17 protein-coding genes are annotated in these 13,882 nt (G+C 73.9%); 12 read left to right on the top strand and 5 right to left on the bottom strand.

Annotated elements, in window-relative coordinates:
* Nucleotides 1–167: 167 nt before the first annotated feature.
* On the bottom strand, nt 168–293 hold the full coding sequence (locus tag ACFOWE_RS01895) for a hypothetical protein (RefSeq protein WP_377284981.1): 126 nt from the start codon (nt 291–293) through the stop codon (nt 168–170).
* 141 nt (nt 294–434) lie between these two features.
* Between ACFOWE_RS01895 and ACFOWE_RS01890 the strand changes: the two genes are divergently transcribed.
* On the top strand, nt 435–1,007 hold the full coding sequence (locus ACFOWE_RS01890; RefSeq protein WP_377284980.1) for an SseB family protein: 573 nt from the start codon (nt 435–437) through the stop codon (nt 1,005–1,007).
* A gap of 60 nt (nt 1,008–1,067) precedes the next feature.
* Here ACFOWE_RS01890 and ACFOWE_RS01885 read toward each other — a convergent pair whose 3' ends face one another.
* A complete protein-coding gene (locus ACFOWE_RS01885) occupies nt 1,068–2,063 on the bottom strand; it encodes a hypothetical protein (RefSeq protein WP_377284979.1) in 996 nt (331 codons plus the stop codon).
* Between the two features lie 131 nt (nt 2,064–2,194).
* Here ACFOWE_RS01885 and ACFOWE_RS01880 point away from each other — a divergent pair, with 131 nt between their 5' ends.
* Nucleotides 2,195–3,007: a prepilin peptidase gene (locus ACFOWE_RS01880; RefSeq protein ID WP_377284978.1), complete on the top strand. Its 813-nt coding sequence runs from the start codon at nt 2,195–2,197 to the stop codon at nt 3,005–3,007.
* 108 nt (nt 3,008–3,115) lie between these two features.
* Here the strand turns inward: ACFOWE_RS01880 and ACFOWE_RS01875 are convergent, their stop codons facing one another.
* On the bottom strand, nt 3,116–3,574 hold the full coding sequence (locus ACFOWE_RS01875; protein ID WP_377284977.1) for a nuclear transport factor 2 family protein: 459 nt from the start codon (nt 3,572–3,574) through the stop codon (nt 3,116–3,118).
* Nucleotides 3,575–3,602: 28 nt separating this feature from the next.
* Here ACFOWE_RS01875 and ACFOWE_RS01870 point away from each other — a divergent pair, with 28 nt between their 5' ends.
* From ACFOWE_RS01870 to ACFOWE_RS01855, 4 genes are all read left to right on the top strand, one after another.
* Entirely contained in the window at nt 3,603–4,172 is a 570-nt protein-coding gene (locus tag ACFOWE_RS01870; protein WP_377284976.1) for a TetR/AcrR family transcriptional regulator, read from the top strand.
* Nucleotides 4,173–4,389: 217 nt separating this feature from the next.
* A complete protein-coding gene (locus tag ACFOWE_RS01865) occupies nt 4,390–4,974 on the top strand; it encodes an HD domain-containing protein (protein ID WP_377284975.1) in 585 nt (194 codons plus the stop codon).
* Nucleotides 4,975–5,216: 242 nt separating this feature from the next.
* Entirely contained in the window at nt 5,217–5,342 is a 126-nt protein-coding gene (locus ACFOWE_RS01860; RefSeq protein ID WP_377284974.1) for a hypothetical protein, read from the top strand.
* Between the two features lie 494 nt (nt 5,343–5,836).
* Complete coding sequence (locus tag ACFOWE_RS01855) at nt 5,837–6,109, top strand: hypothetical protein (protein WP_377284973.1); 273 nt, start codon at nt 5,837–5,839, stop codon at nt 6,107–6,109.
* Nucleotides 6,110–6,170: 61 nt separating this feature from the next.
* Here the strand turns inward: ACFOWE_RS01855 and ACFOWE_RS01850 are convergent, their stop codons facing one another.
* Nucleotides 6,171–6,638, bottom strand: a complete 468-nt coding sequence (locus ACFOWE_RS01850) for a GNAT family N-acetyltransferase (RefSeq protein ID WP_377284972.1) — start codon at nt 6,636–6,638, stop codon at nt 6,171–6,173.
* Between the two features lie 237 nt (nt 6,639–6,875).
* On the opposite strand from ACFOWE_RS01850, the gene ACFOWE_RS01845 reads away from it, so the two are divergent.
* From ACFOWE_RS01845 to ACFOWE_RS01820, 6 genes are all read left to right on the top strand, one after another.
* Entirely contained in the window at nt 6,876–7,103 is a 228-nt protein-coding gene (locus ACFOWE_RS01845) for a hypothetical protein (protein ID WP_377284971.1), read from the top strand.
* A gap of 200 nt (nt 7,104–7,303) precedes the next feature.
* Nucleotides 7,304–8,482, top strand: coding sequence for a chorismate synthase (aroC, locus tag ACFOWE_RS01840; RefSeq protein WP_377284970.1), 1,179 nt, complete (start codon nt 7,304–7,306; stop codon nt 8,480–8,482).
* Nucleotides 8,483–8,524: 42 nt separating this feature from the next.
* The gene (locus ACFOWE_RS01835; protein WP_377284994.1) at nt 8,525–9,028 is read left to right on the top strand and encodes a shikimate kinase; all 504 of its coding nucleotides are present in this window, start codon (nt 8,525–8,527) and stop codon (nt 9,026–9,028) included.
* Nucleotides 9,029–9,092: 64 nt separating this feature from the next.
* Nucleotides 9,093–10,169, top strand: a complete 1,077-nt coding sequence (gene aroB / locus ACFOWE_RS01830; protein ID WP_377284969.1) for a 3-dehydroquinate synthase — start codon at nt 9,093–9,095, stop codon at nt 10,167–10,169.
* Between the two features lie 111 nt (nt 10,170–10,280).
* Nucleotides 10,281–10,727, top strand: a complete 447-nt coding sequence (gene aroQ, locus ACFOWE_RS01825) for a type II 3-dehydroquinate dehydratase (RefSeq protein ID WP_377284968.1) — start codon at nt 10,281–10,283, stop codon at nt 10,725–10,727.
* Entirely contained in the window at nt 10,724–11,509 is a 786-nt protein-coding gene (locus ACFOWE_RS01820; RefSeq protein WP_377284967.1) for an SGNH/GDSL hydrolase family protein, read from the top strand. The genes aroQ and ACFOWE_RS01820 overlap by 4 nt, the downstream gene beginning before the upstream one ends.
* 67 nt (nt 11,510–11,576) lie before the next feature.
* On the opposite strand, the gene ACFOWE_RS01815 is transcribed toward ACFOWE_RS01820, so the two are convergent.
* Nucleotides 11,577–13,526 (bottom strand): ATP-dependent DNA helicase, encoded by a 1,950-nt coding sequence (locus tag ACFOWE_RS01815; RefSeq protein WP_377284993.1) that lies wholly within the window; start codon nt 13,524–13,526, stop codon nt 11,577–11,579.
* Nucleotides 13,527–13,882 lie beyond the last annotated feature (356 nt).

Genomic DNA, 13,882 nt, shown 5'->3' with positions numbered 1-13,882 from the left:
TGGCCGCCATCGCCGACCTCGGCTGATCCCGCCGCCCCGACGGATCCCGGCGCCCCGGCCCGTCCCGCCGCGCCCGGCCCGGTCCCCGGGCCGGGCCGTCTCCTCCTCCCCCCGGCCTCGCCGGTCCCGGACGGCCCGCCCCCGCGCGGCCGTACCCGGGCGGTCGCTCAGCCCCAGACCGCGTAGACGACGGCGAGGGTCCCGGCGAAGGCCAGGGCCTCGACCGCGTAGCCGACCGCCCGGACGATCCACGGCTCACCGAGCCGGGTGCCGTTTCCAACCGTGTCCAGCATCGCCTTTCCTCTCCCTCTCTCCGGTACGGGCATCCTCGCCCGCCCCCGGTCCCGGCCGCATGGGCCGGTGGTCCCGGTGTGTCCGGGACATCCCGGCCGCGCGTCCTGTCCCATCTGACGCCGCGAGTAGGGTGAATGTTCGTGCTGACCATTCCGCAACCCCTGGTCCCCGGCGACGACGGCACCGGCGACGCCGCCGTGACCTCCGCGCTCGCCGCCTTCTCCGCCGGTACGGCGGAGGCGACCGAGGTGATCGCCGCGCTGAGCGGGGCCCGCCTCCTGGTCCCGGTCGTGGCGCTGCTGACCTCCTCCGAGGTCGGCGAGCACGGCCTGCGGCAGGAGAAGGAGAGCGAGATGGCACTGCCGAAGCTCGTCGGCAACGACGGCCGGGAGGCGGTGCTCGCCTTCACCGGGGCCGAGTCGCTGAAACTCTGGCGCCCGGACGCCCGGCCCATCCAGGCCACCACGCCGCAGGTCTGCCAGGCCGCCGCCGCGGAGGGCGTCGCGGCCGTGGTGGTCGACGTCGCCGGGCCCGTGCCGTTCGTGATCGAGGGCGGGGTGCTGGCGGCGTTCGCCGCCGTGCAGTCGGGCACCCTCGACCGGCTCGGCCCGGACAGCGGCGTCACCGTGGCGCGGATGGCGGAGCAGGTCCCCGGGCCCGGCCCGGCCTCCCGGCGCCGCCGGTTCGGCTGGCCGCTGCGCCGGCGCGGCTGACCGGCGGGACCGCCGGAGCGCGGGTGCCGCGCCCGCGCCGCAGGCGGGCGAGGCGGGCGGTCAGGGTCCCGGCGCGGGCCCGCGTTCGCTCCCCGGCACGGGGCGCAGGCGATCTCCGTCCGGCTGGGGGCGGTGCGCCAGCCGGCTGAAGGGCGGCAGAGTGAAGTGGCCGCGGATCATGTCCACGAGGGCGGCCATCTTGTCGTCGGTGACGTCCGTCTTGCGCTCGTCGAGCGTCACCCCGACCAGATAGCGCGCCCGGTCGACCCGGTACAGGTACATGCCGCCGCGCTCGACGTCGAGCACGGTGCGGATGAGGGCGCCGCCCTCCAGCCGCCGGAACTGCCGGTCGAGCCGCTCGGTGAGCCAGATCAGCTGGTTGCCGGCCTTCAGGTAGAGCGCGCGGCGCTCCTCCTGGGTGGTGTCGTGGAAGAAGTGCGCCAGGTCGACGTCGTCGAGCACGTCGGCGTAGAAGCAGCAGCGCCCGCCCGCGTAGTAGGCGACGAAGTGCAGGTCGTCCTGGTCGAGCATGGCGACGCAGCTGTCGAGCGCCTTCTCCACCGGCGGGCCGGCGCCGGGCACGGTCCGGATCAGGATCTCCGACTCGCCGAGCACCTTCCGCTTGGTCGCGGTGGGCACCGGGCCCATCCCGGCGTCCAGATAGGGCAGGTAGAGGCCCCTGCCGTAGTGGGTGAGCAGATAGACGCCGGTGACGACGGCGAAGAGGCTCACCCCCGTGGTGACCAGGCCGTGCAGCTCGCCGGGGACCCTGCCGCGCCAGAGCACCGGGCCGAACGCGGCGGCGAAGCCGAGCACCGCCTCACCGGCCGCGAGGACCGTCAGCGCGGTCACCATCAGCACCGGCAGCCGGGCCCGGAGCCGGCCGATCACCGTGGCGATGCCGGCGAGGGAGACGATCACCCCGACGACCGTGGCGGCGCGGGCGCCGTCGTAGTCCTCGCCCTCGATGTACCAGGCGAGGAACTCCAGCAGGACGGGGAGCAGGACCAGCGTCGCGATGACGGCCGGCAGCCGTGCGAAGCGGTCCGTGTCCACGCGATCCATTCCTCCCGGGGGTATAGAGGGGCCTCCAGCGTCCATGATCGGGGGTAGCGCCGTCAATGACCTCCGAGGTCATGGCCGCCGATATCCGGACACGGCGGGACCGGCCGGGCTATGGTCGGCCGGTGGCCTCCCCCTGGTGGATCCTCGCCCTGGCGGTGCTCGGCGCGCTCGCCGGCGGGCCTCAGCGTGCCGCCGTCCTGCGCCACTCGGTCGGCCACGACCAGCCGCCGCGCACGCACTGCCCCTCCTGCGCCGCCGGTCTCGCCGTGCCGCCGCCCACGGGCCGCTGCCCGTCCTGCGCCGCCGCGCTCGGCCCGCCCCCCTTCTCCACCGAACTGATCAGTGTGCTGCTCCTGGCGGCGCTGGCGGTCCAGGCCGTCTCCGCCGGTGCGGCCGGTGGGCTCGGGGAGGGTGGTGGGCTCGGGGAGGGTGGTGGAGCGGCCGCCCCGGCCGGAGCGCCGGGCGGCTCCCTCGGGGAGCTGGCGGCCTTCTCCTGGCTGGCCGTGCTCGCCGTCCCGCTCGCCTTCGTCGACCTCGCCGTCCACCGGCTCCCCGACCGGCTGACCCTGCCCGCCTGGGCCGGCACCCTGGCGCTCCTGGCGGTCACCGCCGCCGTCCTGCACCGCCCCGACGACCTGCTGCGGGCGATGCTCGGGGGGTGCGCGATGGCCGCCTTCTACCTGGTGCTCTTCCTCGTGCATCCGGCCGGGATCGGCCTGGGTGACGCCAAGCTAGGTCTGTCGCTGGGCAGCGCCCTCGGCTGGCTCGGCTGGGGCCAGGTGGCGGCCGGGCTGCTCCTGACCCACCTGCTGGCGGGCCTGTACGCGGCCGCGCTCATCGCCTCGCGCCGCGCCCGCCGCGACAGCGAGATCCCCTTCGGCCCCTTCATGATCATCGCGACCTTCGCCGTCCTCCTGACCGGCCTGGGCGGCTGACCCGCGGGTCCGCCGGTCCGTCCTCCGGCCGGGAGCCCGCGGGTTCGCCCTCCGGCCGGGAGTCCGCGGGTCCGCCGGGAGGGTTCGCCCCCGGCCGGTCCGCGGTCCTCAGGCCTCGCTCCCGAGGGCCTGCAGGACGGCCAAGGTGTTCTGGTACTCCCGCCAGAGGGAGATCTTGCCGTCGCGCACCGTCAGCACGCCGACGAAGGCGGCGGTGGACCGCCGGTCCGTCTTCACGGACGTGCCGGTCAGTTCGTACTCCACGACGATCGTGCCCGGATCCGCCGTGTCGTGGACGGCGGTGACCCGGCAGTCGTCGAAACGGACCGGGAACCCCGCCCGCTGCGGGTTGACGAACTCCAGGAACCGCTGCCTGCCCTCGATCCTGGCCGGGAGGCCGGGCGGGGCGAAGGGGATCTCGACGACCACGTCCTCGGCGAGGTCGTCACCGGTCAGTTCGGCGGGGCGGCCGAACCACTCCCGCTGCATGCGCTGGAACATCTCGCGTGGTGTGGCGTGCACGGCATCCGCCTCCTCGGGCGAGTCATAAGATGAGTGGTTACTCATGAACGAACATAGTGAGTGGTGACTCATCTTGTCTATAGAGAAGCCCCGGCCGATGCGCGCCGACGCCCAGCGCAACCGCGCACGGATCCTGGCGGCGGCGGAGGCCGTCTTCGCCGAGGGCGGGCCGCAGGCCTCGACCGAGGAGGTCGCGCGGCGCGCGGGGGTGGCGATCGGCACCGTGTTCCGGCACTTCCCGACCAAGGCAGACCTCCTGCGGGCGCTGATGAAGCAGCTGCTGCAGCAGCTCACGGACGACGCGGCGGATCTCCTCGCGCACGGGGACCCCGCGACCGCGCTGTTCGAGTTCTTCGCCCGGCTCGTGGAGCGGACCGCGGCGAACCGGACCGTCGTGAGCCTGCTCGCCGCCGAGGGGGTGGACGTGCCGGTCACCGGCCCGCTCGGCTCGCTCTCCGGCGTCGTGGAGGAACTGCTGAGGCGCGGGCAGGACGCCGGCGCGATCCGCGCCGGGATCCGGGCCGACGAGGTGATGGCCCTGCTGACCGGCGCCTGCCAGGGCGCCCTGCAGGGCGGCTGGGATCGGGACCTGCGCGGGCGGACCGTCGCCCTCATGCTCGCCGGGCTCCGCCCGCCCGGCTGACGGGGCCGGGGCCGGACATGCCGTCCCCCACGAGGAAGGAACAAGACAGGGCGGCGGACATCTCCCGGTGCGAGCCGCATCTGGCCGAGACCGTGCGCTGCTTCGGCGACGACCATCCCGGGAACGCGCTCGCCCGCCGTGGTGTCGCCGAGACCCGCTCCCTGGGTAGGACCCGGAGGGCACCGTGATCGCGGAGGACGAGGAGAGGGGATCGCCCATGGCGGAGGAACTGGCGGGGGTGACCGGCCTGCTGTACGAGCTCGGCCTGCTCAAGCGCTACCGGCGCACGGGCTGGCTGGTCGCGGGGGTGCGCGATCCGGAGAGCATCGCCGACCACTCCTTCCGGACGGCGGTCATCGCCGCCGTGATCACCGCGATGGAGGGCGGGAACCCCGAGCGGGCGGCGTTCATGAGCCTGTTCCACGACACCCAGGAGGCCCGCACCACCGACGTCCATTACCTCGGCAAGCGCTATCTGGAGGTCACCCCGAACGAGGAGGTCACCGCCGACCAGGTGCGGGACGTGCCCCGGCCGGTGGCAGAGATGATCACCGGCGCGGTCGGCGAGTACGAGGAGAGGGCAAGCCTCGAGGCGGTCTGCGCGCGCGACGCCGACAAGCTGGAGTGCCTCGTCCAGGCGGTCGAGTACCGCGAGCAGGGCAACCGGAACGTCCAGCCGTGGATCGACAGCTCCCTGGCCGCGCTCACCACGCCCTCCGCCAAGCGCCTGGCCGGCGAGGTGCTCCGCACCGGCTCCCTGGAGTGGGTCCAGCGACTCCTCGGCGGTGAGCAGAGCACCTGAGGCCCCTCCGGGTCGTTCTGGGCGCCGGACGGCCTCACCGGATCGCGGCCCGCTGAGTGCTGGCGCGGAACCGGATTCAGCGCGCACTACCCGATGCCGTCGGTACGACCACGGCATGCCCGCCGTGCCGAGGAGCCCGGCCGGGCAGCCGGCCCCCGCGTTGTGCATCGGGATGCGACGGTGAGGCGCTCTCTTTCCCCGTCCGTTGCTTATCAGAACGCATTCCGAATTACGGTGGTGCTGTGAGCGCCGGGAACGCCGGCGCCGTCACCTTCTCGGACCTGTCGCGGAACCCCCGAGCCGTCGCCGAACGCGCCGCCCGTCTCGGCCGGGTGCGCATCACCCCGACGCCCCGGACTTCTACCTGACCGCCGCCGACCGTGAGGAGCAGCGCGAACAGACGCTGGCCACGGCCTCAGGCAGGAGGGCGACGCCGGCCGGATGGCCGGGTTGGTCTCCGTGCTCGACGAGATTTCGACCGCACCGTCCCCGCAGGGTTTCAGCAATGAACGGCACCGGCTGAAGGAGTACGCGACGTGGCTTGGCCGCAGGCAGGCCCGTCCCTCGCAGGAGGACGGGGCATCGCAGGCGGTACCAGGCAAGTCCGCCACAGGACGGACCGGAGGAGGGCGGCGTCCACTCGTCCGATCCGTCGTCCGCCGAGGCGGCGCCGCCCCACGCCGTCCTGCAGGGGCGTGTCCGGTTGACCGCCGGTCCCCGGGATGAGACGGCGATCGGCCTGAGGCGTCTGCTGTTCGCCGTGGCGCGGAGTCAGACCACCATCACTCGGTCGGAGACGGCGGCCCAGGTGCCCCGGGTGGCTTCCATGTCCGCCGACGGATGGGTCCGAACACTCGTCACGATGGACGTGCCGGACATCGACACCACCCCCACGCTCTCCGCCCTGGTCACCCTCACGGACGACGGAGCGGACCCGACTCTCCGCTTGGTCCTCGAAGGGCTGGGGTTCGAGGCTCCGCAGACCGACCGGGTGCTCTCCCTGGTGTGCCGGCGCGAGGTGGAGCAGGCACACGCCCACTACGCGAAGCCCGCCCAGGACATGCCGCCGCGGTTGGTGCCGCGGCGGAGAGCCGTCGACGACGGCGTGGCGGCGGGCGAGCCCGGCCTCTCCTGATTCGGTCTCGAGCATCCGGCGATCCGTCCTAGCTGACGGAGCCGGTGGGCTCAGGTGAGGATCACAGGTCCATCTCGCCGACGACCTCGTCGTCGCTCATCTCCCCGGTCCGCCGGAAACCGAGCTTCAGGTAGAACGGCTCCGGACCGTCGTCGTCGGGCTTCCAGGTCACCGTGATCCGCTTCTGGCCGCGCCCGCGGAGCTCCTCGCAGGCGGCCCGGACCGCGAAGCCTCCGTAGCCCCTGCCCTGCCGGTCGGCGGCGATGGCCAGCCGCCAGAGTCCGGAGCGCAGGTGGTCCTCCGGGTCGGTGGGGAGGAGCCGGACGTCGAGGAAGAGCATCAGGAAGCCCACGAGCTCGTCGCCGTCGACGATCAGCCGCGGCCAGGCGATGTCGGGGTGCACGTAGGCCTCGGCCAGCGACTGCGCGACCGGGGCCACGAACCGCTCCTGGCCGGGTCGGAGCCGCATGTCGCAGGCGGCGCGGACGTTCTCGGGGGTGAGCTTCTCCAGCCGGAGCGACGCTGTCATGCGCGCACCCTACAGACGTCCCACAGGTGCGGGGCAACCGGATATCACCCGATACCGGCCCATCGTGACGGGTGTCCCGGCCCTGCCGGAGCGCGACGGACCCGCACGCGGGAGGGTCGCACGGTACGGCCCGGCCGTCCGGCTCCCGCGTGCGGAGGCGGCGCGGGACGACTGGAACGAGCCGGCCGGGTGACGGCCCGGCCCGCTCCGGGGACCGGCGCCGTCAGCGGCCCTGTCATGACCGGGGAGCGGCTGGAGGACGGCATCGTCCAGGAGGGCGGGTTCACCGACGGGCTGGGCGCGCCGGTGACGGTCGTGAACGCCGGTTGCAAGGAGAGGGACGTCGACGGGGACGGCGTCGGCGTCGGCGTCTACCGGTGCATCGTCGGCTTCGCGGACGGCGAACGCCAGATCTTCGCCGTGACGGTGAGGTCCAGCGGCCGCTGGGTCGCCGACGCGTCCTGACCGACGCCGGGGACCGGCGTTCCGACGTGGAGGGCTCCTCCCTCACCGCCGGTCGGCTCGACAGCGGTGCGAGCAGCGGTGAGAGCACGGATGGGCCCCGTTCCGAGCCGCCGGTTTTCCGGAAGTGCGGTGATGTGCCCGGTGTCTCACCTGGTGAGCTGCGGCCATTCCAGTGGGCGACACATGGAAGACTGGTCCCCATGTTGCGCTGGTTGACCGCCGGAGAGTCCCACGGCCCCGAACTCGTCGCGATCCTCGAAGGACTGCCCGCCGGGGTGGAGGTGACCACGGCAGACATCGACAGGGCGCTGGCCAGGCGCCGTCTGGGGTACGGCCGCGGCGCCCGGATGAAGTTCGAGCAGGACGTCGTCACGATCGCCGGCGGCGTGCGGCACGGCCGCACGCTCGGCAGCCCCGTGGCCATCCGGGTGGGCAACACCGAGTGGCCCAAGTGGGAGACCGTCATGGCGGCCGACCCGGTCGACCCGGCGGTGCTGGAGGGCCAGGCCCGCAACGCGCCGCGCTCGCGCCCCCGCCCCGGCCACGCCGACCTCGCCGGCATGCAGAAGTACGGCTTCGACGACGCCCGCCCCGTGCTCGACCGGGCCAGCGCCCGCGAGACCGCCGCCCGCGTCGCCCTCGGCCAGGTCGCCAAGAACTTCCTCAAGCAGGCCCTCGGCGTCGACATCGTCAGCCACGTGCTGTCCATCGGCTCGGCCCAGGCGACGGCCGGCGTCCTCCCCGGCCCCGGCGACATGGACGCCGTCGACGCCGACCCGGTCCGCTGCGCCGACCCGGCCGGCAGCGCCGCGATGGTCGCCGAGATCGACAGGGCCCACAAGGACGGCGACACCCTCGGCGGCGTCGTCGAGGTCGTCGCCTACGGCCTCCCGCCAGGCCTGGGCAGCTACACCCACTGGGACCGCCGCCTCGACGCCCGCCTCGCCGCCGCCCTGATGGGCATCCAGGCGATCAAGGGCGTCGCCGTCGGTGACGGTTTCGAGACCGCGCGCCGCCCCGGCTCCCGCGCCCACGACGAGATCGAGAACACCCCCGAGGGCGTGCGCCGCATCACCAACCGCGCCGGCGGCGTCGAGGGCGGCATGACCAACGGCGAGGCGCTGCGCGTCAGCGCCGCGATGAAGCCGATCTCCACCGTCCCCCGGGCGCTGGCCACCGTCGACGTGCTGACCGGCGAGCCGGCCAAGGCCCACCACGAGCGCTCCGACGTCTGCGCCGTCCCGGCCGCCGCCATCGTCGCCGAGGCGATGGTCGCGCTCGTCCTGGCCGACGCCGCGGTGGAGAAGTTCGGCGGTGACTCCGTCGAGGAGGTCGCCCGCAACCTGTCGGGATACCTCTCCTCACTGGTGATCAAGTAGGCGACCGGATCGATCGAGCAGATGAGCGGATCGGGGACTGTGATGAGACCACGCGCCGTACTGATCGGTGCTCCCGGGTCGGGCAAGTCGACCGTGGGCAGGCTCCTGGCGGAGCGGCTCGGGGTCGGCTTCCGCGACACCGACGCCGACGTGGAGACCGTGGCGGGCAAGGCCGTCAGCGACATCTTCATCGAGGACGGCGAGGCGCGCTTCCGCGAGCTGGAGGCCGGCGCCGTACGGCGGGCGCTCGCCGAGCACGACGGCGTGCTCTCGCTGGGCGGCGGCGCGATCCTCAGCGAGGAGACGCAGCGGCTGCTGGCCGGCCACACGGTCGTCTACCTGGAGGTCGGCCTGACGCAGGCGGTCTCCCGGGTGGGCCTGGCCTCGGCCCGCCCGCTGCTGGTGCTCAACCCGCGCAGCCAGCTGAAGAAGCTCATGGACGCCCGCCGTCCCATCTACGAGGCGCTGGCCGTGCTGACGGTGAAGACCGACGAGCGCGACGCCGAGCAGGTCGCCGACGAGATCATGAAGGGACTGGGAGCGTGAGCGGGCGGAGCGAGCGGACCATGAGCGCAGTGCCGTCGGTCACCGGGCCGGCGAAGGAGGTTCCGTGACCGTCACCAGGATCGACGTCGGCGGGGAGTCGCCCTACGAGGTCGTGGTCGGCACCGGTGTCCTGGGTGAGCTGCCCGGCCTGCTCGGGCCCCGGGTGCGCACCGTCGCGGTCGTGCACCCGGAGACCCTGCCGGAGATCGCCCGGCCGGTCTGCGGCGCGATCGAGGCGGCCGGTTACGAGGTCGTCCGGCTCCCGGTGCCCGACGCCGAGCAGGCCAAGACGGCGGAGGTCGCCGCCGGGCTCTGGTCGGCCTTCGGCCGCCACGGCATGACCCGCTCCGACGCGGTGGTCGGCGTCGGCGGCGGCGCCACCACCGACCTGGCCGGGTTCGCCGCCGCCACCTGGCTGCGCGGCGTCAAGGTCGTGCAGGTCCCCACCACCCTGCTCGGCATGGTGGACGCCGCGGTCGGCGGCAAGACCGGCATCAACACCCCCGAGGGCAAGAACCTCGTCGGTTCCTTCCACCCGCCCGCCGGGGTCCTGTGCGACCTGGCCACGCTGATGTCGGTGCCCCGCGACGACTACGTCGGCGGGCTCGCGGAGATCATCAAGGGCGGCTTCATCGCCGACCCGGAGATCCTGCGGCTCATCGAGGAGGACCCGCAGGGCGCCCGCCACCCGGAGGGACGGCACACCCGTGAGCTGATCGAGCGCAAGATCAGTGTCAAGGCCGGGGTCGTCGGCGCCGACCTGCGCGAGAGCGGCCTGCGGGAGATCCTCAACTACGGGCACACGCTGGCGCACGCCATCGAGCGGGTCGAGGACTACCGGATGCGCCACGGCGAGGCCGTCGCCATCGGCATGGTCTACGCCGCGGAGCTGTCCCGCCTGGACGGGCGGATCGGCATCGACCTGGTGGACCGGACCCGCGCCATCCTGACCTCGGTCGGCCTGCCCACGGCCTACCGCAGGGACGCCTGGCCCGCCCTCCGCGACCACATGCGCCTGGACAAGAAGAGCCGGGGCGCCACCCTGCGCTTCATCGTCCTGGACGGCGTGGCGCAGGTGTCCACACTGGAGGATCCGCCGGAGGCCCTGCTGGAGGCCGCCTACGGCGAGATCGCCAGGTGACCGGGACGCGGACCGGGACGCGGCGGGATCAGGAACGGACGGGCCCGGAGACGGGCCCGGCACGGCGGCGGGACGTCCGCCGGCGCGGTGAGTGAGGAGCGACACGACCAGATGAGGACCGTCCACGTTCTCAACGGCCCCAACCTGTCCAGGCTCGGCACCCGGGAGCCGGACGTCTACGGCGCCGAGACCTTCGCCGACCTGGCCGCCCTCTGCCGGCAGACCGGCCGGGAGCTGGGCCTGTCGGTGGAGGTGAGGCAGACCGACGACGAGGCCGAGCTGGTGGGCTGGCTGCACGAGGCGGCCGACGGCAGGATCCCGGTGGTGCTGAACCCCGCGGCCTTCACCCACTACTCCTACGCGCTGCGCGACGCCATCGCCCAGCGCACCGCGCCCCTGATCGAGGTGCACATCTCCAACCCCGCCGCCCGCGAGGAGTTCCGGCACACCTCGGTGGTCGCCGCGGTCGCCACCGGCACCATCGCCGGCTTCGGCCTCGGCTCCTACGCGCTGGCGCTGCGCGCCCTGGCCGACCTGCTCGGCGAGGAGGGACAGTGAGCCGCTACCGCTCCTTCGTCGCGCTCGGCGACAGCTTCACCGAGGGCCTGAACGACCCCGCCGTCGGCGCCGACGGGCTCCCCGTCCCGGGCGGGCGCTTCCGCGGCTGGGCCGACCGGGTGGCCGAGCGCCTGGCCGCGCTCGACGAGGAGTTCCGCTACGCCAACCTCGCCGTGCGGGGCAAGCTCATCGACCAGGTCGTCGCCGACCAGGTGCCGCTGGCCGTGGCGATGCGGCCCGACCTGGTGAGTCTCTGCGCCGGGGGCAACGACCTGCTCCGCCCCGGCAGCGACCCGGACCGCATGGCCAAGAAGCTCGCGGGAGCCGTACGGGAGCTGCGGGCGGCCGGGGCCCAGGTGCTGCTGTTCACCGGCGTGGACCCGCGCGACACCCCGATCATGCGGCACGCCCGCGGCACCTTCGCGATCTTCTACATGCACGTGCGCTCCATCGCCGAGCTGCACGGCTGCCACCTGGTGGACCAGTGGTCGATGCAGGGACTGCGCGACTGGCGGGCATGGAGTGACGACCGCCTGCACATGAACGAGGCCGGGCACCGGATGGTGGCCGCCAAGGTGTGCGAGGTGCTCGGGGTCCCGTGCGACGACGAGTGGCGGGTGACGTGGCCGCCCCGGGACCAGGCCGACCCGCGGGCCAAGCGCCGCGAGGACCTCCAGTGGGCTCGCACGCACCTCGGCCCCTGGGTGATGCGCCGCCTGCGCGGCCGGTCCTCCGGTGACGATCTCGACCCCAAGCGCCCCGAGCTGAAGACCTTCTCCTGACGGCGCGGCGGCGTCCTCCGCCGGGGTCCTGATCCGGAGGGGCCCCGGGCGGCGGCGCGCAGGCGCCTCACGACCCGCTGAGGCGCCTGAGCGCACTGCGCACCTTGTCAGGGTCGTTGGTCGGCCAGAAGGGCGGCAGCGAGGCGCGCAGGAACCCCGCGTACCGGGCCGTGGCCAGCCGGGGATCGAGGACCGCGACCACGCCCTTGTCGTGCTGGCTGCGCAGCAGCCGGCCCGCGCCCTGGGCGAGCAGCAGGGCGGCGTGCGTGGCGGCGACCGCCATGAAGCCGTTGCCGCCCCTGGCGGCGACGTGGCGCTGGCGGGCGGAGCTCAAAGGGTCGTCCGGGCGGGGGAAGGGGATGCGGTCGATGATGACCAGCCGGAGCGACGGGCCCGGCACGTCCACGCCCTGCCAGAGCGAGAGCGTGCCGAACAGGCAGGTCGGCTCGTCCTCGGCGAAGCGCTTGACCAGCTGCATCGTGGAGTCGTCGCCCTGGCAGAGCAGCGGAACGCTCAGCCGTTCGCGCAGGGCCTCGGTGGCGGCCTTGGCCGCGCGCATCGAGGAGAACAGGCCGAGGGTCCGGCCCCCGGCCGCCTCGATCAGCTCGGTGATCTCCTCCAGGTAGGCCTCGGGCAGGCCGTCGCGGCCCGGCTGGGGCAGGTGCCTGGCGACGTAGAGGATGCCGCTGCGGGGGTGGTCGAAGGGGGAGCCGACGTCCAGGCCGGACCAGCCGGACCGGTCGCCGTCGGCGGCGCTCAGCCCCCACTGGCGGGCCAGGCCGTCGAAGGCTCCGCCCAGGGCGAGGGTCGCGGAGGTCAGCACCACCGTGCGGTCGCCGAACAGCTTGTCGCGGAGCATCCCGGCGACGGTCAGCGGGGCGATCCGCAGGGTCGGGGGACGGCGGTCGGTGGCCCCGTCCAGCCAGACCACCTCGGCCCGGTCGACCTCCTCGGCGTGGCCGAAGGCGTCCAGCATGCGCTGGGCGGTGTCGTGGATCTCGTCCAGCGCGGTGAAGGCCGCCTTGCGCAGCCCGGCTCCCTCCGGGTCGTCCTTGTCGCCCCCGTTGCGCGGGCCCAGCGCGGTGACGCAGGCCGCCGCCGCGTCGCGGATCAGGGCGAGCGTCAGCCCGAGCACCTGGGGCAGCTCGTCGAGCCGTCCGGGCGGCGCGACCGCGAGCAGGGCCTTCAGGTCCTCGCCCGCCTGCAGGAGCCGGTCGGCGATGCCCTGCTCGACCAGGCGCCCGACCCGGCGCACGGCCAGTGAGACGGTGTTCTCCGACAGCTCGCCGGTGACCACGGAGGTGACCCGGTCGACCAGCTCGTGGGCCTCGTCGACCACGACGACGTCGTGCTCGGGCAGGAGCGGGATGTCCTCCATGGCGTCGATGGCCAGCAGCGCGTGGTTGGTCACCACGACGTTCGACTCGGCGGCGCGGGCGCGGGCCAGCTCGGCGAAGCACTCCGTGCCGCTGGGGCAGCGCTGCGCGCCCAGGCACTCCCGGGAGCTCACCGAGAACTGCCGCCAGGCCTGCTCGTTGACGCCGGGGACCAGCTCGTCGCGGTCGCCGGTCTCGGTCTCGTCCGCCCACTCCTGGATGCGCTGGACCATCCGCCCGGTCAGGCTCACCTCCCCGGGGTCGAAGAGCTGGTCCTGCTCGTCGTCGGGCCAGCCCGCGCTGGCCTTGTAACGGCACAGGTAGTTGCGGCGGCCCTTGAGGATCGCGAACGTGGGCTCGGCGGGCAGCAGCGGGGCGAGCGCCTCGGCCAGGCGGGGCAGGTCGCGGTCCACGAGCTGGCGCTGCAGGGCGATCGTCGCGGTGGAGACGACGACCGCGCCCTCGGAGGTCATCGCGTGCCGGATCGAGGGGATCAGGTAGGCCAGGGACTTGCCGGTCCCGGTGCCGGCCTGGACGGCCAGGTGGTCGCCGGAGTCGATCGCGTGCTGGACGGCGCGGGCCATCGCGAGCTGGCCGGGGCGCTCGACCCCGCCGACGGCCTTGACCGCCAGGGCGAGCAGCTCCTCGACCGGGGGGAGGTCTCCGCCGCCGGAGCCGGAGCGGCCCCGGGAACGGGTGCCGGCGCGGGCCCGGGAGGAGCGCTCGGAGGCCGCCTGGACCGCCTGGGACGACGGGTGAGCCGAGGGGGCCGGGGACTCGGCCCGGTGCTCGGACGGAGCCTCGGAAGGGGTCTCGGCGGGGGTGAGGGAGTCGGTCGGCACGACAGCCAACCGTACCCGCTCGGTCCGACAGCCGTGCTCCGCTCCGGAGAGTCACGGCGCGAACTCGTCCCCGGATTCGGGGACGCCGGGTTCGCGTCCCATGGCAAACTGGCGGGACCACCCGCTGCGCACGTGAGAGAGCACACACGGTCCTT

Origin of the sequence: Planomonospora corallina, assembly GCF_042650625.1 — a bacterium.
GTDB lineage: Bacteria > Actinomycetota > Actinomycetes > Streptosporangiales > Streptosporangiaceae > Planomonospora_B > Planomonospora_B corallina.
Note: the sequence above shows the minus strand (reverse complement) of the source record. Positions and strands in the feature narration are given on the sequence as shown.

Coding starts and splice junctions, on each gene's coding strand:
- ACFOWE_RS01855 (WP_377284973.1), top strand. CDS start 5,837: ATGGACGTGCCGGACATCGACACCACCCCCACGCTCTCCGCCCTGGTC.
- ACFOWE_RS01895 (WP_377284981.1), bottom strand. CDS start 293: ATGCTGGACACGGTTGGAAACGGCACCCGGCTCGGTGAGCCGTGGATC.
- ACFOWE_RS01845 (WP_377284971.1), top strand. CDS start 6,876: ATGACCGGGGAGCGGCTGGAGGACGGCATCGTCCAGGAGGGCGGGTTC.
- ACFOWE_RS01850 (WP_377284972.1), bottom strand. CDS start 6,638: ATGACAGCGTCGCTCCGGCTGGAGAAGCTCACCCCCGAGAACGTCCGC.
- ACFOWE_RS01865 (WP_377284975.1), top strand. CDS start 4,390: ATGGCGGAGGAACTGGCGGGGGTGACCGGCCTGCTGTACGAGCTCGGC.
- aroC (WP_377284970.1), top strand. CDS start 7,304: ATGTTGCGCTGGTTGACCGCCGGAGAGTCCCACGGCCCCGAACTCGTC.
- ACFOWE_RS01875 (WP_377284977.1), bottom strand. CDS start 3,574: ATGAGTAACCACTCATCTTATGACTCGCCCGAGGAGGCGGATGCCGTG.
- ACFOWE_RS01835 (WP_377284994.1), top strand. CDS start 8,525: ATGAGACCACGCGCCGTACTGATCGGTGCTCCCGGGTCGGGCAAGTCG.
- aroQ (WP_377284968.1), top strand. CDS start 10,281: ATGAGGACCGTCCACGTTCTCAACGGCCCCAACCTGTCCAGGCTCGGC.